Origin of the sequence: Rhodanobacter sp. MP7CTX1, from assembly GCF_014205795.1 — a bacterium.
In the GTDB taxonomy this organism is placed as follows: domain Bacteria; phylum Pseudomonadota; class Gammaproteobacteria; order Xanthomonadales; family Rhodanobacteraceae; genus Rhodanobacter.
In genome coordinates, this window is sequence record NZ_JACHCN010000005.1 from 35,768 (window position 1) to 62,281 (window position 26,514).

Here is a 26,514-nt window from a genome sequence, read left to right on the forward strand (position 1 = left end):
GCGATCCTCAATTAGTCTTCAGCTGCCACGCGGGTTGCACGCGTGACGCACGAAAGGTGGGATAGATGCCAGCCAGCAAGGTCGCGACGACCGCCACCAGCACGGTGAGCATGAGCAGGCTCGGATCGATCCGCGCCAGATGGGCGAGTCTCGCGGGCAAGACGACACCGACGCCGAGTACGCCCAAGCCAGTGAGCAACAGCCCCAACACGCCACCGCCTGCGCCGATCATTCCGGCCTCGGTGAGAAACTGCGCGTAGATCGCGCGGCGCGACGCACCCAGCGCGCGGCGTACGCCGATCTCACCACTGCGGCGCAGGAACTTCGCCAACAGCAAGCCCACCGTGTTCACCAGACACACGATCAGCAGGCCGAGCGCCACCAGCAACGACACCTTAGTGTCGCTCGGCACGACGTGCTCATGCTCCAGATAGGCCGGCACATCGAACAAACGGTTGTTCGGTGACCAGCTGAATCGTCCTGCCGTCCGCTGCTCACGCGCATAGTCGTCCAGGTATTGCCGATAGCTCTGCACGGCTCCCGCGCCATCCAGCTCAGCCATGTAGGCGATCCATATGCAATTGGAGTGCTGCAGGCCGACAAAGCCGGATTCCGTGGGCTCCACACGGCATAAATTCACGCCACTGTTCGACATGTTCACCGCGACCGCGCGCTGGAACGGAACAAATACCCCGGGACCATCGCCGCCACCGTAACCACCGGTATCCAGCACATCGTAGAAAATCGGCTGCGGATTCCAGTCAGCCAGCACACCGATCACCCGATAGTCCTTGCCTTCGATATCGATCGTCTTGCCGACGCTGTTGCCGCCACCGAATACCTGCTGGTTGAGCTTGTCGCCAATCACGGCTACGGCCGCCTGATGGGCATCGTCGTCCGCACTCCAGCCGCTGCCATAAAGAAACGGCACATCCAGCATCGGGAAAAATTCGCCGTAGACCGCATAGCCGTCGACCGGGATCGGGCTGCGTCCCGCACCTGAGGGAATCACCGACGGAGCAATCAGGTAGATCGCGGATTGCAATTTCGCGCGATGGTCGCGCATCAGCGCCATCGCATCGGTGTAATCCAGCGCATCCGGTGGCTCACCGACATGGCCACTGTCGCTTGGGCCCCACATGTCGATCCGCGGCACGAACAGCCTGGACGATTTCCACGGGATCGGATCGCCGGAGACACCACGGAATACCGCATACGTCGTCATCGACGCAGCAACGCCGAAACCAATGGCCAGCACCATCAGCACGGTAAGTCCGGGGCTGCGCTTCAAGCTGCGCAAAGCCAGTTCAAGGTAGTAGCCGAACATCCGTCCATTGCTCCTTCACTTGAGTCCCGCTTCCATCAGCAACCCCTTGCTGACGGAAGTGAACGAAGATCGTCACGCCGCATGCGTCGCCACCACCGGCGGCACGTTGGAGGCGCGGCGCGCCGGTACGAACACCGCAGCCTGGCCCAATGCCAGTACCGCCAGCACACCTACTGCCACGTAGATCACCGGCATGCGATCCATCTCGAAGCGCGTGATCAACCACAGGTTGAGTCCCACCGCGAGCAGGATGCCGATCACCGCGCCGATGCCGGCGATCAACAGATTCTCAAGCTGGAAGTAATGCAGGATGTCGACCTTGCGGGCACCCAATGCGCGCCGCACGCCGATCTGTCGACGCCGCTGACCCACCCAGAAACTGGTGAGGCCGACGATGCCGGCAGCGGTAACGGCAAGCAGAATCAGGCAGATCACGCTCATCAGGATCGCCATGCCGACATCGGCGCGATAGGCTCGGGCGCGGATGTCGGCGAACGACCTGACGCTGCGGTCGTCGAGCACGCGCATCGGGTTCGCTGCATAGAGCGCGGGGGTCACCGCATTCATCGCTTGCACCAGCCGACCGGGCTTGGCGCGCAACACGTAGCGCGCAAAGTTCGCGTCCTGCCGAATGGGAAACATCACCGAATTCCAGGCAAGACCACTGTCTCCAGAGTCGATCGGGCTCTGCAGCCGAGCGACGACGCCAACGATGGTGGTAGGCGTGCTGCCGCTGTCGAAATAGATCACCTTGCCGACGGCATCGCCGCGCGGAAACAGTTTGTCGGCGATCGGTTTGGTAATGATGGTGAGCACGGGCCCGCTCTCGTCGCGGAATCCCTTGTGCTGGACATCGGCGGCCGTGAAGTCGCGACCGGCAACCAGCTTCAAGCCCAAGGTCGACAACATATGCTCGTCGCCAAAGAAGAAATTCGCATCGACCGTTGACTTTTGTTGCAACGGCTTCATCCCAATCCCGCCGACCGATCCGGACCGAAGCAGTGGCAGCGAGCGGATCGGCGATACTGAAGCTACGTCCGGCAGGTTGCGCAAGGTGGCCAGATCCGCCTGCTGCATGCTGTCGAGCTTTTCCAGACCTGCCGGATCATCTCCGTCCGGCGCACCTACCCACTGCTGGGTGACCAGGAACAGATTGTCCTCGTTGAGGCCGGTCGGCCGATGCACCATGTCGATGCGCTTCTGGATGATGAAGATCGCATTGCAGACGATGGCCAGGGTCAACGCGATCTGCAATGAGATCAGCACCACGCCGGCCTTGTGTTTGCGCAGTGCCGCGAGAATGGGATGCAGGGTCATGGCAGGTTCCTCAATTCGACTTCAGCTGCCATGCGGGTTGTACGCATGCGGCACGGTAGGTGGGGTAGAGACCGGCCAGCGTGGTCGCCATGACGGATACCAGCAGGGTGAGCACGAGCAGGGAGAAGTCCACTCGCGCCAGCGAAGCGATGTCCCTCGGCAGTACCCAACTCACGCTGGCTACACCCATGCCGGTCAGCAGCAGACCCAGTGCACCGCCAGCCAGACCGATCATGCCGGCCTCGGTGAGGAACTGCGTGTAGATCGCCAGGCGCGGTGCGCCCAGCGCACGGCGCACGCCGATCTCGCCGCTGCGGCGCAGGAACTTCGCCAGCAACAAACCCGCGGTATTGACCAGGCATGCGATCAGCAGACCCAGCGCGACCAGCAACGCTACTTTGGTGTCGCTGGGCACCACATGCTTGTAGTCCAGCCACTGCGGCAAGTTGCGCAGGCGATTGTTCGGCGCCCAGCCAAAACGGCCAGCCTGCTGCTGGTCGTGCGCATAGCCATCGAGATACTGCCGGTAAGTCGTCACTGCCGCTGCGTCGTCCAGCTCGGCCATATAGGCAATCCACGTGCAGCTCGAATGCTGCAGGCCGAGAAAGCCTGATTCAGCGGGAGTCGCATTGCAGTCGGTATTCCCGTCGTTGCGAATGCTCGCCTGGACCGCAGTCTGGAACGGCAGGAACACGTCTTCGAAGTCGGTGGAAAAACCGCCGCCGTTGTTGACCACGTCATAAAATCGCGGCTGCGGATTCCATTCATTCAACACGCCGACCACGCGATAGTCTTTGCCCTCGACATTGACAGTCTTGCCCACGCTGTTGGCATCACCGAACAACTTCTGGCTGAGCTTGCTGCTGATCACTGCGACGGCCGCACGCTGCGCGTCGTCGTCCGCACTCCAGCTGCTGCCGAATTTGAACGGCACGTCCAGCATCGGAAAGAATTCACTGTAGACCGCGTGCCCGCTCACGTGGATCGGATGCTTGCCGGCATCCGCCGGCACCACCGACGGGGAAATCTCGTACATCGCCGATTGCAGCTTGGCGCGGTGATCGCGCATCAACTTCATCGCGTCGGTGTAGTCCATCGCATCCGGTGGCTCGCCGTCGCTGGCGCGTCCGGAGGGCCCCCACATGTCGATCTGTGGCACGAACAGCTTCGACGATTTCCACGGCATCGGATCGCCCGACACCGCACGAAACACCGAGTAGGTCGTCATCGACGCGGCCACACCGAAGCCGATGGTAAGCACCATCAGCGCGGTCAGGCCCGGGCTGCGCCTAAGGCTGCGCAAGGCCAATTCAAGGTAGTAGCCGAACATCTATTCATTACTCCAAAAATATGAGTCCCTCCCCCGCTGGGAGAGGGGCAAATCAAACCGAACGTGTTGCTTCCACTGGCGGCACCCGCGAGGCGCGTAGCGCCGGCGCCAGCACGGCTGCCTGACCGAGCAGCAGCAACACAACTACGCCTGCCAGCACGTAAGTCGGAGACAACCGCGCCATTTCAAATTGACTGACCATCCACATGTTCATGCCGATCGCGAGCAGCGCGCCGATGATCACGCCACCCAGACTGATCAGCAGGTTCTCGGTAAGGAAGTAACTGAGGATGTCGTGATGGGTTGCACCGAGCGCACGCCGCACACCGATCTGCTTGCGCCGCTGACCAACCCAGAAACTGGTCAGTCCGACGATGCCGGCAGCGGTGATCGCCAGCAGCACCACGCAGACCACGCCCATCAGGATGGCCATGCCGCGATCGCGGGCATAGGCCTTGGCACGCACCTGGCTGAAGCTCTGAACGCCGTCCTTGGGGTCGATCACGCGCATGCGATTGACCCCGTATAGCGTCTTCGACACCTGCTTGGCGACGGAATCGACCTGACCCGGCTGCGTACGGATCAAGTAGAAGCCACCGATCGACATCGCCAGGCGGACCGGCACCAGGGTCGACTGCTCGGCCCATTGCGAGGCCCAGTTGTCCACCCAAGGCACTTCCAGCCGATCGACGACGCCGACGATGGTGGTCGGGTTCTCATTCAAGTACAGGACCTTGCCCAGCGCCGAACCATCCGGGTAGAGCTTGTGCGCCAATTCCCTTGTGACGATGATGGTCGGCGGCCCCAACTTGTCGCGGATGTCCATACGGCCAATCTCGTCGGCGCGGAAATTGCGCCCTTCGACCAGCTTCAGGCCCAGTGTGCCCAGCGTGTGCTCGTCCGAAAAATAGATCGCCGTGTGCGCCGTCGAGTGATCCTGATTCGGCTTGTAGTCCAGCCCCTCCGACCAGCCGCCCTGGCGCAGCGGATAGGAATTGGTCGAGTAGACATCGACTACGCCGGGGATCTGACGCAATGCCGTCAGGTCGGTAGCCGTCAAGCCGCTGACCTGCTGTGAAGGTGGCTTGCCGACCCACTGGTTCCTCACGCTGATGATGTTTTGTTCATCGATGCCGGTCGCGCGCGATAAATGCGTGACGCGCTGCTTGATGATGAACAGTGCATTGCACACGATCGCCAGGGTCAGCGCGATCTGCAGTGCGATCAGGATGGTGCCGGCCTTGTGACGTTTGAGCGCGGCGAGTATCGGTTGGATCTGCATGGTCGTCGCCTCAGTTGGACTTCAGTTGCCAGGCTGGCTGCACCTGCGCGGCACGCCAGGTCGGATAGAACGCCGCAATCACCGTGGCACCGATGGCGACCAGCAGGGTGAGCCCGATCAGGCCAAAATCGACATGCGCCAGCGCGGCAACCTCAGGCTCGAACACCAGTCCGATGCTGTACACACCTCCAGCCGTCAGCAGCAGGCCGAGCACACCACCGGCCACGCCGACCATCGAGGCCTCGGCGAGAAACTGCGTGTAGATCTCGCGTCGCGAAGCGCCCAGCGCGCGACGCACGCCGATCTCCTGCGAGCGCCGCATGAACTTGGCCAGCAGCAGGCCGATCGTGTTGACCAGGCAAACCGCCAGGAAGCCCAGTGCGACCAGCAGCGAGACCTTGGTTTCCTGCGGCACCACGTGCTCGTGGTCGAGCCACTCCATCACGTTGCGCAGGCGATTGTTCGGTGCCCAGTTGTAGCGGCCGGCACGCTTTTGATCGGCCGCATAGCCATCCAGATAGCTGCGGTAACGTTGCACCGCGGCGGCATCAGGCAGTTCCGCCCACACCGTCAACCACACGCAGGTGGATTGCAGCCATGCATCCCAGCCACCCTCGGGTGACTTGTTGCAGTTGTTGTTGCCATCGGTATCCATTTGCAGATCGATGGCACGACTGAACGGCATGAAGAAATCGGGTGCATCGCCAAAACCACTCGTATTGACCACGTCGTAATACCGCGGGTGCGGATCCCAGCTCTTCGCCACTCCTACGATCCGGTAGTCGCGGTTATCCAGCACGATGTTGCGGCCGACGCTGTTGGCGCCGTTGAACACTTTCTGGTTGAGCTTGCTGCTGATCACTACCGTGCTGGCGCGCCTGTCGTCCTCGTTCGTGCCCCAGCCATTGCCGTACTGGAACGGCATCTCGAACATGCCGAAAAAGTCAGTGGTGACGGCATAGCCGCTAATCGAGAACGGCTGCTTGGACGCGTCAGCCGGCACCACCGAGATGGCGACCGGATACAGCGCCGTCTGCCGCGACGCCGGATGCGCCCGCATCAGCGCCAACGTGTCCTGGTAGTTCAGCGCATCCGGCGGCTCGCCGTTGTCACCGGGATCGCGACCGGATGGCCCAAAGCCGTCGATCTGCGGCACGAACAGCTGTCCGGACTTCCACGGAATGGGGTTGCCCGAGACCGCGCGGAACACTGCAAAGGTAGTCATCGACGCCGCCACGCCGAAGCCGATCGCCATGATCATCAGCCCGGTGAGTACCGGGTTGCGACGCAGGCTGCGCAGGCCGAGTCGCAGATAGTAGGCAAGCATGTGCACCTCCAGGTTCCCTTTCCGATGTTTCCCTTTCCCACCTGGAAAGGGCGACGTTTTTCAAACCGAACGTGTCGCCTCCACCGGCGGCACATTCGAGGCACGCATCGCCGGGGCCAGCACCGCACCCTGGCCGAGCAACAGCAAAGCAACCACACCGATCGCCACATAGGCGAGCGACAACCGCGCCATCTCGAACTGGGTCACCATCCACAGGTTGATGCCGAGTGCGAGCACCGCGCCGATGACGACGCCGCTGATGCCGATCAAAAGGTTTTCGGTGAGGAAATAACTGAGGATGTCGTGCCGCGTGGCACCCAGCGCGCGACGAATGCCGATTTGCTTGCGCCGCTGACCCACCCAGAAGCTGGTGAGTCCGACGATGCCGGCAGCGGTGATCGCCAGTAGCACCATGCTGACGATGCCCATCAGGATCGCCATGCCGAGGTCTCGGCCATAGGCAGCCTTGCGCACCTGGGCGAAGCTCAACACGCCGTCCTTGCGGTTGATGATGCGCATGCGGCTTTGCGCGTACAGCGTCTTCGGTGCGTCACGCATGGCGGCGTCCAGCTGCCCCGGCCGCGCCCGCACCAGGTAGAACGTGCGATCGGTCAGCAATCGCGCAGGAAGCAGTACGGCGTTGTAGGCATAGTTGTTCATCCAGCTGGCGACGGTATGCGCCTGCAATGTGTCGGTGACACCGATCACGGTGGATGGACGGTTACCGCCCGACACGTAGATCGTCTGGCCCAGTGCCGAGCCCTGCGGAAAAGTCACCTTCGCGAGCGCCTTGCTGATGATCACTTCGGAGGCCAGCATCGGATCCGGCGGCGTCTGGCTGCCGACTTCACTACTCGTGAAATTGCGCCCGGCGATCAGCCGTACACCGAGCGTCGCCAGGGTATGGTCGTCGGCAAAATAGATCGCCGAGTCGAGCGTCGACCTGATCTGGTCCGGTGTAGTCTTGACGAAGTTGTCCCAGCCCGAGCCGTGGAGGGGAAAGCTGTTCGCGGGCGCCACGTCCTGCACACTGCCAAGCTGACGCAAGGCCAGCAGGTCCGCACGCATCTGTGCGTCGATACGCTGCGGCGAAGATTGATCCGCCCAGTAGTTCTCGACCACAAAGAGGTTGGATTCGTCCACGCCACTGGGGCGCGAAACGCGCGTCATTCGCTGCTGGATGATGAACAGCGCGTTGCACACGATGGCCAGCGTCAGTGCGATCTGCAATGCGATCAGCAAGGTGCCGGCCCGGTGGTGGCGCATGGCGGCGAGTATGGGTTTGATCTGCATGATCGCTCGGCCTCAGTTCGACTTCAGCTGCCACGCCGGCTGCACTTGCGCAGCGCGCCATGCGGGGTAGAACGCGGCCAGCACGGTGGCGAAGATCGCCACCAGCAGGGTCGTCGCTACCAGCGAAAGATCCAGATGGGCAAGACGAGCGATGTCCGCTTCGAACAACAAGCCGACGCCAAGCATGCCTACCGCGGTCAACAACAAACCCAGCAAGCCGCCAGCCAATCCGACCGTTGCCGCCTCGATCAGGAACTGGCCATAGATCTGGCGGCGTGGCGCACCGAGCGCGCGGCGCACGCCGATCTCCGGCGCACGGCGCATGAATTTGGCCAGCAGCAGGCCGATCGTGTTGATCAGGCAGATCGCAAAGAAACCCAGCGATACCATCAGCGAAATGCGACTCTCCGATGGCACCACGTGTTCATAGTCGAGCCAATTGGCGACGTCGCGCAGGCGCACGTTCGGTGCCCAATGGAAGCGACCGGCGCGCTGCTGCTCATCCGCATAGGCGGTGAGGAAGTCGCGGTAACGCGCGACGTCCGCCGCGGTCTGCAATTCCACCCACACCGGTATCCACACGCATTCGCCGCGCAGCCACGCTTCGCGTCCATTGCCGTAATCCATGAGCGAGCCGCAATTGTTGTTGCCCGCGGTATCGATCTGCAGATCTATCGCGCGAGTGAACGGCACGTACATTTGCACCGGCTCACCGAATTCGTTGCCGTCGAACAAATCGTAGAACCGCGGTTTCGGATCCCAGTGGGCAGTGACGCCCACGACGCGATAGGTGTGCATGCCCAGCGTCACGTCCCGACCGACGCTGTCGGCACCGCCGAACAACTGCTCGTTGAGCTCGTGGCTGATCACCACCACAGCCGCGTGCCGCTCGTCGTCGCTCGCGCTCCAGCCGCTGCCGTACTGAAACGGGGCGTCGAACATGCTGAAGAAATCGGTATTGGTCGCGTAGCCAGCTGCCGTGAAAGGCAGGCTGTCGCTGTCTGCCGGCAGCACCGACAGGGATACGTTGTAAAGCAACGTCTGGTGCTCGGCCTTGTGCGCCTTGATCAAGGCGGTCGCATCGGTGTAGTTGAGCGCCAACGGCGGCTCGCCCTTGTTGTTGTTGGGGCCGCGACTGTCGATCAACGCGGTGAACAACTGGCTCGACTTTTCAGGAATCGGATTACCCGACACCGCGCGAAACACCGACCAGGTGATCATCGACGCAGCCACGCCAAAGCCGATCGCCATCACCATCAGCGCGGTCAGTAGCGGGTTGCGCCGCAGGCTGCGCAGTCCTAGTTCAACGTAGTAGCCGAACATGGCTCAGCCCTCCACGTGAATGCCCAGGCTTCAGACGCAATGCACGGCAGTGACGGTCGGTAGTCATTGCAGCAACCGGTTGATGTCTTCCAGGTCGTGCACGTCCACCGTGCCGGCTGCCTGCTTGAGCAACAGCTTGTTGAGGATGAACTGGTGGCGCACGACGATGTACTGGAACTGCGACTGGGCCAGCTGCTCGATCGCGACCACTACGTTGGTGAGGCTCTGCGTACCGATCGCGTAACCGGCGCGCATCGAGGCCACGGATTTTTGTGCTGCATCCACCGACGTGCGCGCGCTCTGCACCGCGTCGATGCCATCTGCGACCAGGTTGAAGTAGTTGTTGGCGTCACGCGCGGCCTGGCGGCGTTCGGTTTCCAGCGTGCCCTGATCTTCATCACGCTGATAGATCGCCTGACGTACCTGCGACTGCGTGAGGCCGCCGCTGAAGATCGGCACGTTGAGTGTCAGACCCACCGTGGTAACCCCGGGGCCGTTGGCGGAGCTGCCAGGCACCGCATCTGACCAGCTGCCAAACCTCCCGTAGGTCACATTGGCACTGATGGTGGGCAGGTGTCCGGCACGCGCTGCGGAGACCTTGCGCTCGTCGGCACTCACCGCATAACGACCAGCCAGTATCGCCGGATTGGTCTCCATCGCCGCATCCACCCAGGCCTTGGCGTCGTTCGGCGTGGGCGCCTGCATGGGCAGGTCCTCGCGCAGCTTCTTCAAGTCGCCAGTCGGCTGCCCGGTAATCTGCTCCAGACCCCGCAACGCATCCTTCAGGGTGTCCTGTTCGGCAATCCGCTGCGCCTTGATGTACAGGTAGAACGCCTGCGACTGCGACATGTCCGCCGCCGTGGCGAGACCGTCCTTGAAGCGCTCGCTGGACTGCGCGTATTCCTGCTTGTACGCATCTTCGTAGGACTGATAGACGTCTACCGAATCCCGCGCAATGAGCACGTTGAAGTACGCATTGGCGACACGCACGTAGAGGTTCTGCAGCGCGGCGAGATAGGTCTGCTCCTGCGAGTCACGAGTGGCGTGCGCGGCCCGCAGCGTGGAAATATCAGCCAGATTGACCAGCGTCTGGCTGAGCTGCGTACTGATGTCGCGGTCGCGGGTGTGGCCGACCCCACTGGTGGTCACCGAGTTGCCGTTCGCGTCGACCGATGTGCCGCTGCCGCCATGGATCTGCTCCAGACCCAGACCGGCAGACAACTGCGGCAACAGCGCTGCACGCGCCTGCGGCACGCCTTCGGCAACCGCCAGGCGCGTCGCATCGGCCGTAGCCAGCACCGGGTCGTTGGCGATCGCCTGATGGTAGGCCTCCATCAGGTCTGCGCCGTGACCCGGCAGTGGGGCAACGGCCAGCAAAAGCAGCAAGGGCAGCAACTTCAGGCGCATGAATCAGACTCGCAGGCTGTGAATAGGCATGTAGTGGGACAAGGGGCAGACATCAGCGTCAGATCGAGTGGGCGCCGCCATGCGCCGCCGCCACGTTGTGGAAGCGCGGATCTTCGGCAAGATCGACGACCTGGCCGTCGATGATGTGCACGTTGCGCTGCGCGCGCGCGGCCAGCTCCGGATCATGCGTGACCATCACGATGGTCGCGCCTTCACGATGGATGTCCTCGAGCAGCTCGAGCACGCTGCGCGCCATCTGCGTATCCAGGTTGCCGGTCGGTTCATCCGCCAGCAGAAGGCGCGGGGATCCAGCCAACGCACGGGCGATCGCCACGCGCTGCTGCTGACCGCCGGAGAGCTCTGCCGGATAGTGCTTGGCACGCGAAGCCAGACCAACGCGCTCAAGCGAATCCATGATCCGCTGTTTACGCTCGGCTGCCTTCATGCCGCGATAGCGCAACGGCACTTCGACGTTGTCGAACACGTTGAGATCGGGAATCAGGTTGAACGCCTGAAAGATGAAGCCGATCTTCTCGTTACGGATTTTCGAGCGCGCGTTGTCGTTGAGGTTGCTCACCTCGATGCCGTCGAGGTGGTACTCGCCGCCACTGAAGGTTTCCAGCAAGCCGGCGATGGTCAGGAAGGTGGTCTTGCCGGAGCCGGATGGGCCAGTGACGGCGACGAATTCACCTTCTTTGACGTCGATGTTGAAATCGCGCAGCGCATAGGTCTCCACCACTTCGGTGCGGTAGACCTTGGACAGGTGGGTCATCTTCAGCATGGTTGTTCCTCGGTGGTGGTGAAGTTGTTTGAGCCCCTCTCCCACCGGGAGAGGGGTTGGGGTGAGGGTTCGGTCTTGCGAAAAGGGTTGCGCAAGCCCCGTACCCTCATCCGCCCTGCGGGCACCTTCTCCCAAGGGGAGAAGGGAATTCGTCAGTTGCTGATCGCGACGCGATCCGCGTTCTTGAAGTTGTCGGTACCGGAAATCACGATGCGGTCGCCTTCCTTCAGGCCATCGAGGATCTCCACTTTGTCGATGCTGCTTGCGCCAACGCGGATCGGGGTTTTCGTCGCAATGCCGTCGCGCACGACATACGCGTAGCTGCCACCGGATTCATCGACGAACGAGCCACGCTGCACGGTGAGTACGTTCTCGCGATGATCCAGCAGCACACGCACCGACAGGCGCTGGTTCTGTCGCAATTCCTTCGGGGTGGCGCCAGCGAAGCGCAGCCGAGCCGCCACTTCACCGTTGACGACTTCGGGCGAAATCGCGCTGACCAGACCCTTCCAGGTATTGCCATTGCCGCTGATCTCACCGGACATGCCGATACCGAGATCGCGCGCAAAACTTTCCGGCACCTGCATCTCTACTTGCAGTGCCGACAGATCGATCACGCTGAGCAGCTGGGCATCCTTGGCCACGGTGGCGCGCTCGGCGATGAAAAGCTGACCGACCTGGCCATCGACCGGCGACTTCACATTGAGGTTGTCGACCTGACGCTGCAGGTCCTGCACCACCAGCAGTTGATTGTCGTGGGCGAGTTTCTTGGACTGGATGTTGAACTTCAGGCTGTCGTTGTTCATGCCCAGATCGGACTTGGCATGCGCCAGCGTGATGCGCGATTTTTCCAGCGCGTCTTTGGACTGATCGACTTCCACACCGGTCGCGGCACCGGCAGTGAACGCTTTCTGCTCGCGCGCCAGGTTGGTTTCCGCGCTCTTCGCATCGATCTGCGCATTGTCGAAAGCCTTCTGCAGATCGCTGCGCTTGGTCCGCGCGTCTACCTGCGACTGCAGATAATCGACCTGCATCGCGTCAGCCTTGGACTGCTCTTGTGCGAGCTTGTTGGTGAGCTCCGGGCTATCGATCACGGCGAGTGCCTGCCCTTTCTTCACCGTATCGCCCGCATGCACCTGCAGCGTGACCGCACCGCCATACGTGGCATACAGCGTGGGGCTGACCGCGGCGACCACCTTGCCCTCGGCAGCGATATCGCGCACGAACGGGCCGCGCTCGACGTCAGCGAACGAAAGCCGTGTACTACTGACTGAAGAGGATGCGGAAAACAGACGGCCAATGCCTGGTGCCAGCCATACCAGCAGGACCAGCGCGAGCACGCCGCCGCCCAGCAGAATCAGCCGGCGCTTGCGGTTGGGTTTGACCTCGACCATGCGGTCCTGTGCGGAAGTATCGCGAATCATCATCCTGTTCCTGACCACGGTCACAGCGCGGTCGCACACGGATCATTGCAATCCATGTGCCAGCCAAAAATCTTCAGGTGATTCGATTTATTTCAATGGCTTGCAAGTCATCCAGCGAGGTACATCACTGTCCGCGGACATTTCACGGACAGCCGGACGGCCGTCCGCGCAGCCCATTCACTCGTCAGGCGTGGGCTGTAAGGACAGCGCTTCAGCACCGACCACCTGCCCCACCAGATGCCGGCTCAAGATGGAAACCTGCGTGGCGACTTCAGCGCCCAGCACGTCCAGGCCGGCGAGTTGTCGCCAGTGGAAACGCAGCAGATGCGCACTGACCGAGCGGGTGTTCCGTGGCCAGCGCGCTTGCATCGAAGCGGTCGTCGACATCGTCATCGCTTCGGCGCCGGCCGGCAGCGCATCCCACGCGAGGTAGTCGGTATCCGGCAGCAGATACAACCGCGCGAGCAGATGGCCGTGCCGATCAACGCATTCGATCCACTCGCGCGGGCCCTCGCTGGTGATGGTGCTGGCTGCTACCAGGTAGTGTGTTTGCAGCAACGGCGCCAGTTGCATGTTCTCGACCAACAGACCGCGCGGGATTTCCTCGATGGCCGACGCACGTAACTGCATGGGCAGATACAGCACGCTACCCAGCGGAGACAAATAACGCAGCAGCATGGCAGGCGAGACTCGCCAACAGCGCCGTCTTGTTGCGGGCACGCTGACATGCAGGCTGTGGAACTTGCCAGTGGCTAAGCGGCTGAACATCGATCACCTCCGGCGGTTCTCGGTCCGCGGGTACCACGGGACGAATTGCATTCGCGGCAGCAGCGATGGAATACGCGGGATGGCCACAACAACCTCGTCATGAATGCGCGCCTCGGATGCCCGAACTCAACGATGACTTCCTGGCCAATGGCTCTACTTGGTCAGGATCAGCTTGTCGTTGCGGGTCAGGCGCAGGTGGTATTCGCTGCCCTGATGCTGGATCACCAGCTCGCGCCCCCCTTCCAGCAACGACTGACTGGAAACACGCCGCGCGGCCGCGGCCGCGGACGCCACTGGCTCCAGCGTCGGTCGCCGCAGCGATGCGTGCATCGGTATCACGGACAGAATGGGCGTGGGCATGGGCGTTGGCATGACGGGCTCCGCAGGAAGGCAGTGACTTAGATGATAATGATTCTCATTTAAGTGTCAACTGTCCGCGGCCCCTGTGACTAATCTCGACAACTGCCCTTTGCCCGTCATTCCTGCGAAGGCAGGAACCCAGTGGCTTCGAGGTCCCTGGGTTCCTGCCTTCGCTGGAATGACGAGCCGGGTAACGTTCGTACTTACTCAGAGCACCTCAGGTCGTTTGAATAGCTCGCTGGATACGCTCGACGACTGCCACATCCAGACGCGGCAGCACCTCCAGCGCCCCCAGATTCTGTTCCAGCTGCTCAACCCGGCTGGCGCCGAGCATCACCGTGGAAACATGTGGATTGAGCAGACACCAGGCGATCGCCAACTGGGTCAGTGGGACGCCCAACTCGGCCGCAATCAACTGCAGGGCGCGCACCTTGCCGAGGCGCTCGTCGCCCTTGCCCAGCACGTCCTCGCGCAGCCATTCGTAACCGGGCTGTGCCAGGCGCGAATCGGCTGGGATGCCATCGTTGTACTTGCCGCTCAGCAAACCCGACGCCAGCGGCGACCAGATCGTGGTGCCCATGCCATACGCTTCGTACAACGGCGCATATTCCTGCTCCACCCGTTCGCGGTGCAGCAGGTTGTACTGCGGCTGCTCGACCACTGGTGCGTACAGATGATTTTCGCGCGCGATGCGGTGCGCTTCGTGGATCGCCTCGGCCGGCCATTCGCTGGTGCCCCAGTACAGCACCTTGCCCTGACGGATCAGCGTATCCATCGCCGCTACTGTCTCCTCGATCGGTGTATCGGGATCCGGCCGATGACAGAAATACAGATCCAGATAGTCGACGCGCAAACGCTGCAGCGCTTGCTGGCAGGCCTCGATCACATGCTTGCGCGACAGACCGCGCTGGGTTGGCAGCGGATTTTCCGCCGAGCCAAAAAAAACCTTGCTCGACACGCAATAGCTGTCGCGCGGGAAACGCAGGTCGGCGAGCACGTCGCCCATCACCTGCTCGGCCACGCCTTTGTTGTAGACCTCCGCGTTGTCAAAAAAATTGACGCCGCGGTCGTGGGCGAGCGCAAGCAAGTCGCGTGCCTGTGCTCGGCCCACCTGCTTGCCGAACGTGACCCAGGCGCCAAACGACAACGCGGATATTTGCAGACCAGTCTTGCCAAGGCGGCGATACAGCATGGGGACGCTCCTCTCAGGGGGAAGACGCCCAGCATGCCAACACCGGTGGTACCGCGTCCAATCGTCATTTGCGTCTATGCTGATGTCGGCGTCTGCACATCGGCGTAATCTGGTGCTCTTTCCCGAAGCCGGAGTTCGCCATGTCGAAGATCCAGGGCTGGGCCTCCATCGCCCCTCATCAACCGCTCGAGCAGAAAACGTTTGACGTTGGCGCCCTCGGCGCCGAAGAAGTCGAGGTAAGCGTCGAGTACTGCGGCGTCTGCCATTCGGATCTGTCACTGATCAACAACGAATGGGGCATTTCCAAATACCCCTTCATCCCGGGACATGAAGTCATCGGGCGTGTGGTGGCACTGGGCGAACAAACCAAAGGTCTGGTCATCGGCCAGCGCGTCGGCATCGGCTGGACCGCTGCCACCTGCATGCACTGCCAGCAATGCCTGTCCGGCGACAACCATCTGTGTGCGTCGTTGATCCCGACGGCAGGAGGCCATCTCGGAGGTTTCGCTGACAAGGTGCGCGCGCACTGGGCATGGACGGTTCCATTGCCGGACGGGATCGATCGCGCCAGCGCCGGCCCGCTACTTTGCGGCGGCATCACCGTGCTCAAACCGTTCCTTGCCTACAACATCTCGCCGACCGCACGTGTCGGCGTGGTCGGCATCGGGGGCCTTGGCCACATGGCGATCAAGTTTGCCGCCGCGTGGGGCTGCGACATCACCGCGTTTACCTCCACCGCCAGCAAGGCCGATGAAGCACGCGGCTTCGGCGCACACCACGTCGTTGCCAGCCGCGATCCCGATGCGATCAACGCGATTGCTGGAACGCTCGATCTGCTGCTGGTGACCGTCAATGCAAACATGGACTGGAATGCGCTGCTCGGCACGCTGGCGCCGAAGGGCCGCATGCACGTGGTCGGCGCGGTATTGGAACCAATCCCGGTGCCAGCATTCACGCTGATCCTGGGTCAACGCGATGTGTCCGGTTCGCCCAGCGGCTCTCCCGTGGACATTGCCCGCATGCTCAGGTTCGCCGCGCGCCACGACGTGCGCCCGGAGATCGAGATGTTCCCGATGAGCAAGGCCAACGAAGCACTCGCCCATCTGGAAGCTGGCAAGGCACGCTATCGCGTCGTGCTGGAGGCGAATGCGTAGAGCTAGTCGACAACACCCACATAGACCAACAGCGCTTGTGCCAGATGATCGAACAGCAGGCGCGTGCGACGACTCGTCTTGAGATCCTCGTGCATCACCAGCCACGTATCGAGATCGAACTTGAATGCTTCTGGCAGCACAGGCACCAGGTTGCGATCACGTCGTGCGATCTGTTGCTGGCAGACACCCATACCGTAACCGGCACGGATCGCCGCCAGTTGCGCCAGATCGCTGTCGCTACGCAGCGCGAAATCTTCGCGCCCAAACGGCAGCTTGCCTAGCACCGCACGCAGCGCAGGTGTTTCGCGGTCGAAGCCAATGATCGCGTGCTGCGTCAGATCGACCAGCGCCTGCGGCTGGCCATGCGCTTTCAGATAGCGGCGATGCGCGTACAGGCCCAGCGGGATCTTGCCGATGTGGCGCGCCACCAGCGCTGCCTGGACGGGACGCAACATGCGCACGGCGATATCCGCATCCTTGCGCAGCAGATCCTCGTTCTGATTGGAGAGCGACAGCTCGATCACGATGCCGGGATAGTGCTGTCGGAAGTCCGCCAGGATCGGTGGCAGTACTTCAGCGCCAATGACCTCGCTGCAGGTAATGCGCACCACTCCGCGCACTTCGTGATTGCTACCTGAAGCGGCACGGCGCAGCGAAGCGGATGCCGCAAGCATCGCCTGCGCGTGAGTAGCCAGTTCTTCACCAAGGTCGGTAGGCGTCAACCCTTGTGGCGAACGAGTGAACAGGGCCACGCCGAGATCCGCTTCGAGTTGCCTGACATGACGCCCGAGGCTGGGCTGAGTCATGCCCAGCGTGCGTGCCGCGGCGGAGAGGCTTCCCTCGCGCACGACCGCGAGAAAGGATCGATACAGCTCCCAACCGGGTTCGCTCTTGGCCATGCATATATGTATAGCAAAAGTTCGCTTATGGCGAATTCTCATTTATGCCGGAAAGGACCATCCTGATCTCACCTTGAGCAGGAGAACGGCATGAACAACCCACGTACAGCCCTCGTCATCGGAGCCACTGGTGGTTCAGGCGGCGAGATCGCCGCCGCACTACTGCGCCGCGGCTGGATGGTGCGCGGGTTGGTGCGCGATACGAAGCGACCCAACCTGGCAACGAACATCGAATGGCGTGCCGGCGACGCAATGAATGCCGCTGATGTGGCGCAGGCGGCACGCGGTGTCAAGGTCATCGTCCACGCGGTAAATCCACCCGGCTACCGCGACTGGAACAAGCTTGTACTGCCGATGCTCGACAACACCATTGCCGCAGCCCGTTCGGCCGGTGCGCGAATCGTGTTGCCCGGCACCGTATACAACTTTGGACCGGACGCTTTTCCATTGTTGGGCGAAACCTCGCCACAGCGACCATTGACCCGCAAGGGTGCGATCCGGGTGGAAATGGAACGTCGTCTGGAACAGGCAGCGCAAGAGGGTGTGCGTTCGTTGATCCTGCGCTGCGGCGACTTCTTCGGCCCGCATGCCGGGAACAACTGGTTTGCGGCCATGGTGAAACCGGGAAAGCCGGTGCGCTCGATGACCTACCCAAGCCGCCGAGACTTGCGCCACGCCTGGGCATATCTGCCGGACGTCGGTGAAACCGTGGCGCGATTGCTGGAGCGCGAGAGCGAACTGGCTGTGTTTGAACGCTTCCACTTCGCTGGCCACTGGGTAGATGGCAACACCATGGCGGATGCCATTCGACATGCCGTGGGCAATCCGCAGCTCTCCGTGCGGAGTTTCCCCTGGTGGCTCGTGACACTCGCCTCCCCGTTCGTGACGCTTTTCCGCGAACTGCGCGAGATGCACTATCTCTGGAAGCAGCCGCTACAACTGGACAACCGCAAGCTGGTCAGCCTGCTCGGAACAGAACCACATACCAGCCTGGATCAAGCAACCCGCGAGACCCTGCTCGGCCTGCATTGCCTGGACAACGTTGCCGCCGAGCCAGGCAACCCGCGACAGCTTCATCGAAACGCGTAGGTTGGGCTGAACGCAGTGATGCCCAACATCAAATCACCGCGATCGCCCGGTGTTTGCTCTGCTCAATTCACCCGAGCCCGGAAAACGAAACGGACGTACATCTCCTAAACCACAACGCGCAGTAAACACCCAAGCACGACCGCAGCAAACACGCCGGCAACCACGTCATCGACCATCACGCCCATACCGCCCTTGAGATGCCGATCCAGCCAGCGAATCGGCCATGGCTTCCATACATCGAATAGACGAAACAGCGCGAAACCGGCGAGCAACATCCACCAGCTGACACCGCTGTCCGGGAGTAGCGCAGGAATCAGCAGCGGGATCAGCGCGATCCACTGGCCGATGAATTCATCCCACACCAGACTGCGGTGATCATCCACGCCGACCGCGCGCCCGGCAACGTTGCACGCCCACACGCCCACGGCAAAGCCGAGCAGCAACACGACCAGATAGACGGGCAGCGACAGCTCGCGCAGCGCCAACCATGGCAGCAACGCCGCCAGCGAACCGAACGTGCCCTGCGCGACGGGCGTCAGGCCCGAACCGAAACCGCAAGCCAGCCAACCGGCAGGCGTTGCCAACAGCGCTAGGCGCTGTTCGGGACTCAGATACTTCTTCGGGTTCAAGCGAAATGCTCCCAGCCCCGATGGTCGGTCGCGAGCCATGCGTTGTCGGTGCCACGCACACGGACGCTGTCGCCTTCCACGACGCGGCCGATCTTGGTGACGCCACAACCGAGCCGGGAAAGATCCGACTGCACCTCGGCGAGTCGCTGCGCGGGCACGCTGAAACAAAGCTCGTAATCGTCACCGCCGCTCAGCGCAAAGTGCAGCGCGCTGGTCTCGTCGTACAAGTCCAGCAGTGCCGATGAACGTGGCAGCAGGGCAGCCTCGATTTCCACACCGACGCCACTGGCGGTGCAGATATGTCCCAGGTCCGCGAGCAGGCCATCGGAGATATCGATGCATGCATTCGCCTGCCCTCGCAACGCGGCACCGGCAGCCAGTCGTGGCGTAGGACGGTTTAGCCGCGCGATCAGGAAGTCGCGCAAGCTGGCGCGGGGGTCGTCACCATGCAATGGATTCTGCAACGCATGCAGTCCAGCGGCGGCATCGCCCAGCGTGCCGGTGACCAGCACCAGATCGCCAACTCGCGCGCCGGCTCGCGTGAGTGCCTGACCGGGTGGCACGAAGCCATGCACGGCCACGCTGATGCTCAGCGGTCCGCGGGTGGTGTCACCACCGACCAGCGCCAGTCGATGCGGTTGCGCCAGCCGTGAAAAACCTTCCGCGAATCCATCGACGAAAATGGGATCCGCATCAGGCAGCGTCAGCGCCAATAGCGCCCATGCAGGCGTGGCGCCCATCGCTGCGAGATCGGACAGATTCACGGCCAGCGCCTTCCAGCCAATATCTACCGGCGCCGTGCCTCGCGGGAAATGCACGCCATCGACCAGCGTATCGATCGCCACCACCAGTTCCTGCCCCGGCGGCACCGCCAACACGGCAGCATCGTCGCCAATGCCGATCCGCACATCGTCGCGAGGTTGCGCCGTCAGTTCGCGGATGCGCTCGATCAGTCGGAATTCCATGACGCTCCGGGCTGGCAGTTGATCCGCAAACAATACCTTGCCGCAACGTCACTCAGCGACCGTGCTGTTTCTCGACCGAACGCAGGTCAACCGCCAGCTTGTCCAGCACGCCGTTGACGTAGCTGTGGCCATGGTCGGCACCGAAGCGCTTGGTGACTTCGATCGCCTCGTTGATGATTACCCGGTATGGCACATCCGGACGGTACTTCAGTTCGTACGCAGCCAATCGCAGCACGGCACGTTCGATTGGATCGATCTGCGAAACCTCGCGATCGATATGCGGACGCAGGGATTCGTCCAGCGTGGCGACGTTGGTCTCCACGCCGCGTAGCAAGTCTTCGAAATATTCGAGATCGGCGACTTCCATGTCCTGCTCGTGGCGGAACTGGTCGATCACCGCGTTCATGTGACTGCCGCTCAGCTGCCACGCATACAGCGCCTGCAGTGCGCGACGCCGAGCGCGTGAACGCGCGGCAAGATCGAGGCCCTGCGGATGCTGGCTCATTAAAGCTTCCCGTACAGATTGACCATCTCGAGCGCTGCGATCGCTGCATCGGCACCCTTGTTGCCGGCCTTGGTACCGGAGCGCTCAATCGCCTGTTCGATGCTGTCGGTGGTCAGCACGCCGAACGCCACCGGCACACCGGAACTGTAGGCGGCTTGTGCCAGACCCTTGGCGCATTCACCGGCTACGAAGTCGAAATGCGGAGTAGAGCCGCGAATCACGGCACCCAGCGCGATCACCGCCACGTATTTACCGGAGTTCGCCAACTTGTGCGCGGCCAGCGCGATTTCCCATGCGCCCGGCACGCGGATCAACTCGATCGCGTCGTCCTTCACTCCGTGGCGTACCAGCGCATCACGCGCACCAGCCACCAGCGGCTCCACGACGAAGCCGTTGAAACGGCCGGCGACGATGGCAAAACGGCCTTTCGGCGTGGCGAAATCGCCTTCGATGATCTTCATGGATTGCTGTTCCTGTAGGCGACAAGCCCATTCGGGCCGCTTATTTTACGGGTTTGCCCAAACTCCTGCTTGCGGCAGGCCACCATTGGCCTGAGCCCCGCACGCAGCCTTGCTCTCTGCCCCGCTCCCTGCTGTGCTCCCGCTGTGCTCCCTCCTCTGCTTGCAGGGGACGCGGCGGGGGTGGGGTCGCTCTTGACCCTCAATCTAGAGCGCCACCCCCTCCCTACCTCCCCCGGCAATCAGAGGGAGGAGCAAAACCGGCGGCGAGGGAGCCGTCGTTCATTGCTCCCAAGCAGCCAGATGCGGATAGCCGCTGAAGTCCAGCTGCGCGCGCCCACCGGAAACCCGCAACCGCGCGGGAACACCAAAAGGCAGGGTGAACTTGTCCGGCTCGTGACCGAATGGCAGCCCGTCGATAACCGGGATGTCCGTCACGCGACGCAGTTGCGCAAAACCGTCCGTCAGACCGTAACCGTTGTCGTAACCGGTTGGGCGGCAATGACTGAAATGGCCCAGCAACAGCGCGCGCTGGCGACCCAGTACACCGGACAGATGCAACTGATACAGCAATCGTTCGATCCGGAACGGCGGTTCGCCAATGTCCTCGACGAACAGGATGCCGCCGTCGATCCCGCGACCATCGACGCCGGGAAAATAGGAGGTGCCAAGCAGGCTGCACAACATCGCCAGGTTGCCGCCCCATAGCGGCCCCTCCACGTCGATGTCCGCCTCGTCGCCGGTGGTCCAGCTTGCCTGCGACTGTGGCGACCCCACGGTGTCCCAGAAATGCTGCAGGGAGCGCTCGTTGGCGATTTCGGCGCCGAAATCCGGGCCCAGCATCGGGCCGCCAAAGGTGACCAGCCCGCTACGCACGAACAGTGCCATCTGCAGGGCGGTGAAATCGCTATGCCCGACCAACACGGTGCTATTACTGGCCAAGCGCTCGCGCAGCGCGTCGTAGTGCAGGTGCTCCAGCAACCGCGTTGCGCCGTAGCCGCCACGAATGGCCAGCGCGATGTCCGGCAACGACGGCAATGTCGCCAATGCATTGATGTCGGCCACCCGCTCGGCGTCGCTGCCGGCGTAACGCTGCTCGTTGCGATCAAGCACTTCCAGCCCGCTCACTACACAACCGGCTTCGCGCAGTCGCGCCACACCGCGCGTCATCGCTTCGCGATCGTGTGGATAACCGGAAGGGGCGATCAGACGGACATGCGTTTGGGACATGGGCTTTGCCAGTGGAGGACGGCTGATTATGCGGAAACGGAGCGACTTCGCCATGGCCTGGGTGTGGCGCCGGCGGGCGTAGATTCTGGTCTTGTGGGAGCGACTTCAGTCGCGACGGGCTCGAGAAGAGCATCGCGACTGAAGTCGCTCCCACAAGTGAGTTGCTCCCAGAGGGGCAAGGGATCAGACGTACTCCACCACTTCGAGCCCGAAACCGGCCAGGCCGACCAGCTTGCGTGGCGTGCCAAGCACGCGCAGTCGATGCACGCCCAGATCGCCCAGCATCTGCGCGCCGAGGCCGAGCTGGCGCCACTCCTGCTGCTGCGCTTCTTCCGGCGGCTGCGTGCTGGGCTGGCGGTTTAGCCGCGCCAGCAACGCTTCTGGCGTGTCTTCGCCGGACAGCACCAGCAGCACGCCGCGACCCTCGTCGGCGATCCGGCGCAGCGCCGAAGTCACGGTGAGTCCAAGGTCATCGCGCTGCAGATGCAGCACGTCGGACAAGGTGTTGCGCACATGCACGCGCGACAGGACCGGCGCACCATCGTCGATCGTGCCGCGCACGAGCGCGAAGTGCAGGCCTCGGCGAATCACGTCGCGATAGGCCACCAGGCGGAAGCTGCCGAACTCGGTCTGCACGTCTTCTTCGTGTACGCGCTGGACGGTCTTTTCGGTTTCCAGGCGATAGCGGATGAGGTCGGCGATCGAGCCGATCTTCAAGCCGTGCTTCTGCGCGAACAGTTCCAGTTCAGGGCGGCGGGCCATCGAGCCGTCCTCGTGCAGCACCTCGATCAGCACCGCCGACGGCTCCAGCCCCGCCAGTGCGGCAAGATCACAACCGGCCTCGGTATGTCCGGCGCGAGTCAGCACACCACCGGGTTGCGCGGTGAGCGGAAAGATGTGGCCTGGCTGACTCAGGTCCTGCGGCTTGGCATCGCGCTGAACGGCGACCTGGATCGTGCGCGCGCGATCGTGCGCGGAGATACCCGTGGTGACGCCCTCTGCCGCTTCGATCGAGACGGTGAAATTGGTGTGGTAGGCCGAGGTATTGTCGCTGACCATCGGCTTCAGGCCGAGCTGACGCGTGCGCTGCTCGGTCAGCGTGACGCAGACCAGCCCGCGCGCCTCGCGCACCATGAAGTTGATGTCCTCCGCGCGCACCTTCTCGGCAGCCATGATCAGGTCGCCTTCGTTCTCGCGATCCTCGTCATCGAGGATCACCACCATGCGGCCAGCGCGGATGTCTTCGAGGATTTCGGGAATGGTGTTGAAGCTCATGGGTGTGTCCGTATGGTGACGTTTCCCTTCTCCCCTTGGGAGAAGGTGCCTCGAAGAGGCGGATGAGGGTTCGGTCAGCGCGAAACGGTCGGCGCGCCCGAACCTTCACCTCTCCCGATGGGAGTGGAGTTAATCAGGCGAACCCGTGCTGCTTGAGGAACGCCTCATCCAGCTTGGGTGCCTCACCAGCGCGTAAAAGTTGCTCGACATAGCGCGCGATCACGTCGACTTCGATATTCACCGCGTCACCGACACGCCGCGCATGGAACGCCGTGTGCTCGACCGTATGCGGGATCAGGTTGACGCCAAATCGCTGGCCGGCCACTTCATTGACGGTAAGGCTGGTGCCATCGATGCACACCGAGCCCTTGGCGGCGATGTAGCGTGCCAGTGCTGCGGATACCTCGAACGTCCAGCGTTGCGAACGGCCATCCGGAGTGATCGAGACAACTTTGCCGAGACCATCGACATGGCCGGAGACCAGATGGCCGCCGAGCCTGTCAGCCAGTCGCAGTGCCTTCTCCAGATTCACTGGATCGCCGGCCTTGAGCTTGCCCAGCGTGGTCAGCGACAGTGTTTCGTTGGACACGTCGGCACTGAAGCCGCGCGCTTCCAGCGTTACTGCCGTGAGGCACACGCCAGAGACGGCGATCGAATCGCCCAACTGCACATCGCTGAGATCAAGTTCGGCCGTATCGACGACCAGGTGCACGTCACCGCCGCGCGGTTCAAGCCGCACCATGCGGCCGACAGACTGGATGATGCCGGTGAACATCAGCACACCTCCCGCGAGAGGGTGATGCCACGGATTGCCTGAAAGGATTTCATGAAACGTTTCCCATGCTGGACCATGCGAAAACGCCCCAAGGCATAAGGTCGACGCACGCCACCGAGGCCGCGCATTCGACCGTCTTCTCTTTATCCGGACTTTGAGGAAGCTGTCGCCAGCTTCCAACCGTCGGCTCCGGCATCGGACCGGATCTGCTGACCCTCGTTCTGTCCCATCAGGATGGGACTCCATCAGGATCGGGCCGAGGCGCTCGCGGGCTCGTTGTCGGGTCACCCCTTCAACCTACCGCCGGTGGGGAATTTCGCCCCGCCCTGAAGACGCTATTGGTAATGCCGGCCAAGCCGGCCCGGGCAGTCTAGCACCGACGCCCGGGCTAGCTCGCGGCGTACACGGAAATGCAGTGTTCACCGTTGCGCACAGTCCACGCTCAGGGCGGGCGCAGCCGCAGTCGCCAGTCGTTGCCGAGTTGACGCTGCTCGACCGGACGCAGCTGCCAGCGCTCGGCCATGTCGCCAAGCGTGGGCAAGTGCAGCAATGGGTGCGCACTGTCGCCGAGCAGGAGTGGAGCGACATAGATCAGCAATTCATCGACCAGGCCAGCAGCGAACAGGGCGCCGCAAAGCGTAGGGCCAGCTTCTACGTGGACTTCGTTGCAGCCACGTTCGGCCAGAAGCGTAAGTGCCGCCGACAGGTCGAGCGCACCGTCTTGCTCCGCCACTGACGCACATTCAACGTGCTGGAAACGATGATCCGGATCGACCCCTGATGCGTGCAGCAGCAATGTCGGCGCCGAACCATCGAGCACGTGGCTGCCCACCGGGGTGCGCAGCTGGCGATCCAATACGACCCGCAATGCGGGAGTGAACGCCTCGCCCTGCGGCAGGCGCACGGTCAACTGCGGATTGTCGGCCAGCACGGTGCCGCTCCCCGTGAGAATTGCCGAGCTGCGCGCGCGCCACCGTTGCACATCGGCGCGGGCGGCCTCGCCGGTGATCCATTTCGACTCGCCATTGGCCAGCGCGGTGCGGCCATCCAGGCTCATCGCCAGCTTCACGCGCAGCCAGGGACGACCACGTTCGATGCGACTGAAGAAGCCGATGTTGAGCTCGCGTGCAGCCTCGCGCATCAAACCGATATCCACCGCTATCCCGACGGCGCGAAGTTTCTCGATGCCGCGTCCAGCTACCTGCGGGAAAGGATCTTCGGCGGCGATCACCACGCGGGCCACGCCGGAGGCGATCAGTGCGTCCGCACAGGGCGGCGTACGACCGTGATGCGCGCAAGGTTCCAGCGTTACATAAGCGGTTGCATCGCGCGCGCGCTCACCCGCCTGACGCAACGCGAACACTTCTGCATGCGGTTCGCCGGCGCGCTGATGCCAGCCTTCACCGACAACTTCGTCACCATGCGCAATGACACAACCGACACGCGGATTCGGCTGGGTGGTGTAGAGACCACGTTCGGCCAGACGCAGCGCATGCGCCATATGTGCGTGATCGATCCCGCTGAAGGCACTCATGAAGCAAGACCTGGCATGGAAGTCGACATATCCAGAGCTGATTCCAGCTCCTCCTCCGGAAAAGATTCGAGCACGGCTAGACGCGCCCGTTCACGCATGGCGGAGTCGGAATCATCCCTCGTTAGTTGCGCGAAGAAGCTCGTGCGTGCCTCACGCGAAGGCCACCGCGCAATGGCCACCCAGCGACCATCGGGGCCCTTGAACAGACTGGAGCCACCCGAGCCCGCGGCGAGCCCGAGTGCCGTGATCCGCTGCCAGTTCGCAATGAAGTCCTGCTCGAGCCCAGCTTGCAGGCGCCAGCGATAGATGGCTACGAACACGCTCCCTCCTTCGTGGTGCGAGCCGATCAGCTCTTCTTGCCGCGGGTAGTCACCGTTTCGCCGAGCAGCGACAGCTGCAGGTTTTCCAGCCCGGGCAGATCGCGTTCGAGCTTTTCGATTTCCTCGCGGAACGCGTGCACATCCTCGAACTTGCGGTAGACCGAGGCGAACCGCACGTAAGCGACCTGATCCAGATTTTTCAGCTCGCGCATCACCAGCTCGCCGAGTTGGCGCGAAGATACTTCGCGCTCGCCACTGCGGCGCAGGTCGTTGATGATGGTGCGCACGGCACTGTCCACATCTTGAGTGGCCACCGGCCGCTTCTGCAACGCGCGCTCGAAACTCACCCGCAACTTGCGCTCGTCGAAGACCTCGCGCCGCTCACCACTCTTCACTATCGTCGGCAGCTTCAGTTCGGCCGTCTCGAAGGTGTTGAAACGCTCGCTGCATTGCGGGCACTCGCGCCGACGCCTCACCGTGCCACCGTCCTCGGTGAGGCGTGAATCGATCACGCGGGTGTCTTCGTGCTGGCAGAAGGGACAATGCATAC

General features: G+C 62.6%; 26 protein-coding genes and 1 riboswitch. Of the genes, 2 read left to right on the plus strand and 24 right to left on the minus strand.

Annotated elements, in window-relative coordinates:
* Positions 1-7 precede the first annotated feature (7 nt).
* The 13 genes from HDE77_RS08380 to HDE77_RS08440 form a co-directional block, all read right to left on the minus strand.
* Positions 8-1,327, minus strand: coding sequence for an ABC transporter permease (locus HDE77_RS08380; RefSeq protein ID WP_184416726.1), 1,320 nt, complete (start codon positions 1,325-1,327; stop codon positions 8-10).
* A 72-nt stretch (positions 1,328-1,399) separates the two neighbouring features.
* Entirely contained in the window at positions 1,400-2,644 is a 1,245-nt protein-coding gene (locus HDE77_RS08385) for an ABC transporter permease (RefSeq protein WP_184416727.1), read from the minus strand.
* A gap of 10 nt (positions 2,645-2,654) precedes the next feature.
* Complete coding sequence (locus HDE77_RS08390) at positions 2,655-3,974, minus strand: ABC transporter permease (RefSeq protein ID WP_184416728.1); 1,320 nt, start codon at positions 3,972-3,974, stop codon at positions 2,655-2,657.
* Between the two features lie 52 nt (positions 3,975-4,026).
* Positions 4,027-5,256, minus strand: coding sequence for an FtsX-like permease family protein (locus HDE77_RS08395; RefSeq protein WP_184416729.1), 1,230 nt, complete (start codon positions 5,254-5,256; stop codon positions 4,027-4,029).
* A 10-nt stretch (positions 5,257-5,266) separates the two neighbouring features.
* Positions 5,267-6,583 carry an ABC transporter permease gene (locus HDE77_RS08400; RefSeq protein WP_184416730.1) on the minus strand — a complete coding sequence of 439 codons (1,317 nt, stop codon included), beginning with the start codon at positions 6,581-6,583 and terminating at the stop codon, positions 5,267-5,269.
* 60 nt (positions 6,584-6,643) lie between these two features.
* Positions 6,644-7,876 carry an FtsX-like permease family protein gene (locus HDE77_RS08405; protein WP_184416731.1) on the minus strand — a complete coding sequence of 411 codons (1,233 nt, stop codon included), beginning with the start codon at positions 7,874-7,876 and terminating at the stop codon, positions 6,644-6,646.
* 12 nt (positions 7,877-7,888) lie between these two features.
* Positions 7,889-9,199, minus strand: a complete 1,311-nt coding sequence (locus HDE77_RS08410; protein ID WP_184416732.1) for an ABC transporter permease — start codon at positions 9,197-9,199, stop codon at positions 7,889-7,891.
* Positions 9,200-9,262: 63 nt separating this feature from the next.
* Positions 9,263-10,606 carry a TolC family outer membrane protein gene (locus tag HDE77_RS08415; RefSeq protein WP_184416733.1) on the minus strand — a complete coding sequence of 448 codons (1,344 nt, stop codon included), beginning with the start codon at positions 10,604-10,606 and terminating at the stop codon, positions 9,263-9,265.
* Positions 10,607-10,664: 58 nt separating this feature from the next.
* Positions 10,665-11,387, minus strand: a complete 723-nt coding sequence (locus HDE77_RS08420) for an ABC transporter ATP-binding protein (RefSeq protein WP_184416734.1) — start codon at positions 11,385-11,387, stop codon at positions 10,665-10,667.
* A gap of 152 nt (positions 11,388-11,539) precedes the next feature.
* Complete coding sequence (locus HDE77_RS08425; protein WP_184416735.1) at positions 11,540-12,811, minus strand: efflux RND transporter periplasmic adaptor subunit; 1,272 nt, start codon at positions 12,809-12,811, stop codon at positions 11,540-11,542.
* A 177-nt stretch (positions 12,812-12,988) separates the two neighbouring features.
* The gene (locus HDE77_RS08430) at positions 12,989-13,579 is read right to left on the minus strand and encodes a hypothetical protein (RefSeq protein ID WP_184416736.1); all 591 of its coding nucleotides are present in this window, start codon (positions 13,577-13,579) and stop codon (positions 12,989-12,991) included.
* A 153-nt stretch (positions 13,580-13,732) separates the two neighbouring features.
* Positions 13,733-13,951 carry a hemin uptake protein HemP gene (locus HDE77_RS08435; RefSeq protein ID WP_255482609.1) on the minus strand — a complete coding sequence of 73 codons (219 nt, stop codon included), beginning with the start codon at positions 13,949-13,951 and terminating at the stop codon, positions 13,733-13,735.
* Positions 13,952-14,156: 205 nt separating this feature from the next.
* A complete protein-coding gene (locus HDE77_RS08440; protein WP_184416737.1) occupies positions 14,157-15,131 on the minus strand; it encodes an aldo/keto reductase in 975 nt (324 codons plus the stop codon).
* A 140-nt stretch (positions 15,132-15,271) separates the two neighbouring features.
* Here HDE77_RS08440 and HDE77_RS08445 point away from each other — a divergent pair, with 140 nt between their 5' ends.
* Positions 15,272-16,285, plus strand: coding sequence for an NAD(P)-dependent alcohol dehydrogenase (locus HDE77_RS08445; protein WP_184416738.1), 1,014 nt, complete (start codon positions 15,272-15,274; stop codon positions 16,283-16,285).
* 2 nt (positions 16,286-16,287) lie between these two features.
* Here HDE77_RS08445 and HDE77_RS08450 read toward each other — a convergent pair whose 3' ends face one another.
* Positions 16,288-17,184, minus strand: a complete 897-nt coding sequence (locus tag HDE77_RS08450) for a LysR family transcriptional regulator (protein WP_184416739.1) — start codon at positions 17,182-17,184, stop codon at positions 16,288-16,290.
* Positions 17,185-17,274: 90 nt separating this feature from the next.
* On the opposite strand from HDE77_RS08450, the gene HDE77_RS08455 reads away from it, so the two are divergent.
* Positions 17,275-18,273 (plus strand): NAD-dependent epimerase/dehydratase family protein, encoded by a 999-nt coding sequence (locus HDE77_RS08455; protein ID WP_184416740.1) that lies wholly within the window; start codon positions 17,275-17,277, stop codon positions 18,271-18,273.
* 104 nt (positions 18,274-18,377) lie between these two features.
* Here HDE77_RS08455 and HDE77_RS08460 read toward each other — a convergent pair whose 3' ends face one another.
* From HDE77_RS08460 to nrdR, 10 genes are all read right to left on the minus strand, one after another.
* Positions 18,378-18,902 carry a phosphatidylglycerophosphatase A gene (locus HDE77_RS08460; protein ID WP_184416741.1) on the minus strand — a complete coding sequence of 175 codons (525 nt, stop codon included), beginning with the start codon at positions 18,900-18,902 and terminating at the stop codon, positions 18,378-18,380.
* On the minus strand, positions 18,899-19,867 hold the full coding sequence (gene thiL, locus HDE77_RS08465; RefSeq protein WP_184416742.1) for a thiamine-phosphate kinase: 969 nt from the start codon (positions 19,865-19,867) through the stop codon (positions 18,899-18,901). The genes HDE77_RS08460 and thiL overlap by 4 nt, the downstream gene beginning before the upstream one ends.
* 52 nt (positions 19,868-19,919) lie before the next feature.
* Positions 19,920-20,372 (minus strand): transcription antitermination factor NusB, encoded by a 453-nt coding sequence (gene nusB, locus HDE77_RS08470; RefSeq protein WP_184416743.1) that lies wholly within the window; start codon positions 20,370-20,372, stop codon positions 19,920-19,922.
* Positions 20,372-20,833 carry a 6,7-dimethyl-8-ribityllumazine synthase gene (ribE, locus tag HDE77_RS08475; protein ID WP_184416744.1) on the minus strand — a complete coding sequence of 154 codons (462 nt, stop codon included), beginning with the start codon at positions 20,831-20,833 and terminating at the stop codon, positions 20,372-20,374. The genes nusB and ribE overlap by 1 nt, the downstream gene beginning before the upstream one ends.
* 279 nt (positions 20,834-21,112) lie before the next feature.
* Entirely contained in the window at positions 21,113-22,060 is a 948-nt protein-coding gene (ldcA, locus tag HDE77_RS08480; protein ID WP_184416745.1) for a muramoyltetrapeptide carboxypeptidase, read from the minus strand.
* 183 nt (positions 22,061-22,243) lie between these two features.
* Positions 22,244-23,335, minus strand: a complete 1,092-nt coding sequence (gene ribBA, locus HDE77_RS08485) for a bifunctional 3,4-dihydroxy-2-butanone-4-phosphate synthase/GTP cyclohydrolase II (RefSeq protein WP_184416746.1) — start codon at positions 23,333-23,335, stop codon at positions 22,244-22,246.
* 133 nt (positions 23,336-23,468) lie between these two features.
* Entirely contained in the window at positions 23,469-24,110 is a 642-nt protein-coding gene (locus HDE77_RS08490) for a riboflavin synthase (RefSeq protein WP_184416747.1), read from the minus strand.
* 130 nt (positions 24,111-24,240) lie between these two features.
* Positions 24,241-24,448, minus strand: a riboswitch (FMN riboswitch).
* Between the two features lie 104 nt (positions 24,449-24,552).
* The gene (gene ribD / locus HDE77_RS08495; protein ID WP_255482610.1) at positions 24,553-25,644 is read right to left on the minus strand and encodes a bifunctional diaminohydroxyphosphoribosylaminopyrimidine deaminase/5-amino-6-(5-phosphoribosylamino)uracil reductase RibD; all 1,092 of its coding nucleotides are present in this window, start codon (positions 25,642-25,644) and stop codon (positions 24,553-24,555) included.
* Positions 25,641-25,964, minus strand: coding sequence for a hypothetical protein (locus HDE77_RS08500; RefSeq protein WP_184416748.1), 324 nt, complete (start codon positions 25,962-25,964; stop codon positions 25,641-25,643). The genes ribD and HDE77_RS08500 overlap by 4 nt, the downstream gene beginning before the upstream one ends.
* A gap of 26 nt (positions 25,965-25,990) precedes the next feature.
* The gene (nrdR, locus tag HDE77_RS08505; RefSeq protein ID WP_184416749.1) at positions 25,991-26,512 is read right to left on the minus strand and encodes a transcriptional regulator NrdR; all 522 of its coding nucleotides are present in this window, start codon (positions 26,510-26,512) and stop codon (positions 25,991-25,993) included.
* Between the last annotated feature and the right edge of the window lie 2 nt (positions 26,513-26,514).

Excerpts from the sequence above, each read along its gene's own strand:
- HDE77_RS08455 (WP_184416740.1), top strand. The coding sequence starts at position 17,275 with ATGAACAACCCACGTACAGCCCTCGTCATCGGAGCCACTGGTGGTTCA.
- HDE77_RS08380 (WP_184416726.1), bottom strand. The coding sequence starts at position 1,327 with ATGTTCGGCTACTACCTTGAACTGGCTTTGCGCAGCTTGAAGCGCAGC.
- HDE77_RS08490 (WP_184416747.1), bottom strand. The coding sequence starts at position 24,110 with ATGTTCACCGGCATCATCCAGTCTGTCGGCCGCATGGTGCGGCTTGAA.
- nrdR (WP_184416749.1), bottom strand. The coding sequence starts at position 26,512 with ATGCATTGTCCCTTCTGCCAGCACGAAGACACCCGCGTGATCGATTCA.
- thiL (WP_184416742.1), bottom strand. The coding sequence starts at position 19,867 with ATGGAATTCCGACTGATCGAGCGCATCCGCGAACTGACGGCGCAACCT.
- HDE77_RS08425 (WP_184416735.1), bottom strand. The coding sequence starts at position 12,811 with ATGATTCGCGATACTTCCGCACAGGACCGCATGGTCGAGGTCAAACCC.
- ribD (WP_255482610.1), bottom strand. The coding sequence starts at position 25,644 with ATGAGTGCCTTCAGCGGGATCGATCACGCACATATGGCGCATGCGCTG.
- HDE77_RS08450 (WP_184416739.1), bottom strand. The coding sequence starts at position 17,184 with ATGGCCAAGAGCGAACCCGGTTGGGAGCTGTATCGATCCTTTCTCGCG.
- HDE77_RS08385 (WP_184416727.1), bottom strand. The coding sequence starts at position 2,644 with ATGACCCTGCATCCCATTCTCGCGGCACTGCGCAAACACAAGGCCGGC.
- HDE77_RS08440 (WP_184416737.1), bottom strand. The coding sequence starts at position 15,131 with ATGCTGTATCGCCGCCTTGGCAAGACTGGTCTGCAAATATCCGCGTTG.
- HDE77_RS08390 (WP_184416728.1), bottom strand. The coding sequence starts at position 3,974 with ATGTTCGGCTACTACCTTGAATTGGCCTTGCGCAGCCTTAGGCGCAGC.
- HDE77_RS08445 (WP_184416738.1), top strand. The coding sequence starts at position 15,272 with ATGTCGAAGATCCAGGGCTGGGCCTCCATCGCCCCTCATCAACCGCTC.
- HDE77_RS08410 (WP_184416732.1), bottom strand. The coding sequence starts at position 9,199 with ATGTTCGGCTACTACGTTGAACTAGGACTGCGCAGCCTGCGGCGCAAC.
- HDE77_RS08395 (WP_184416729.1), bottom strand. The coding sequence starts at position 5,256 with ATGCAGATCCAACCGATACTCGCCGCGCTCAAACGTCACAAGGCCGGC.
- HDE77_RS08405 (WP_184416731.1), bottom strand. The coding sequence starts at position 7,876 with ATGCAGATCAAACCCATACTCGCCGCCATGCGCCACCACCGGGCCGGC.
- ribE (WP_184416744.1), bottom strand. The coding sequence starts at position 20,833 with ATGAAGATCATCGAAGGCGATTTCGCCACGCCGAAAGGCCGTTTTGCC.
- nusB (WP_184416743.1), bottom strand. The coding sequence starts at position 20,372 with ATGAGCCAGCATCCGCAGGGCCTCGATCTTGCCGCGCGTTCACGCGCT.
- HDE77_RS08430 (WP_184416736.1), bottom strand. The coding sequence starts at position 13,579 with ATGTTCAGCCGCTTAGCCACTGGCAAGTTCCACAGCCTGCATGTCAGC.
- ribBA (WP_184416746.1), bottom strand. The coding sequence starts at position 23,335 with ATGAGCTTCAACACCATTCCCGAAATCCTCGAAGACATCCGCGCTGGC.
- HDE77_RS08420 (WP_184416734.1), bottom strand. The coding sequence starts at position 11,387 with ATGCTGAAGATGACCCACCTGTCCAAGGTCTACCGCACCGAAGTGGTG.
- HDE77_RS08435 (WP_255482609.1), bottom strand. The coding sequence starts at position 13,951 with ATGCCAACGCCCATGCCCACGCCCATTCTGTCCGTGATACCGATGCAC.
- HDE77_RS08400 (WP_184416730.1), bottom strand. The coding sequence starts at position 6,583 with ATGCTTGCCTACTATCTGCGACTCGGCCTGCGCAGCCTGCGTCGCAAC.
- HDE77_RS08415 (WP_184416733.1), bottom strand. The coding sequence starts at position 10,606 with ATGCGCCTGAAGTTGCTGCCCTTGCTGCTTTTGCTGGCCGTTGCCCCA.
- ldcA (WP_184416745.1), bottom strand. The coding sequence starts at position 22,060 with ATGTCCCAAACGCATGTCCGTCTGATCGCCCCTTCCGGTTATCCACAC.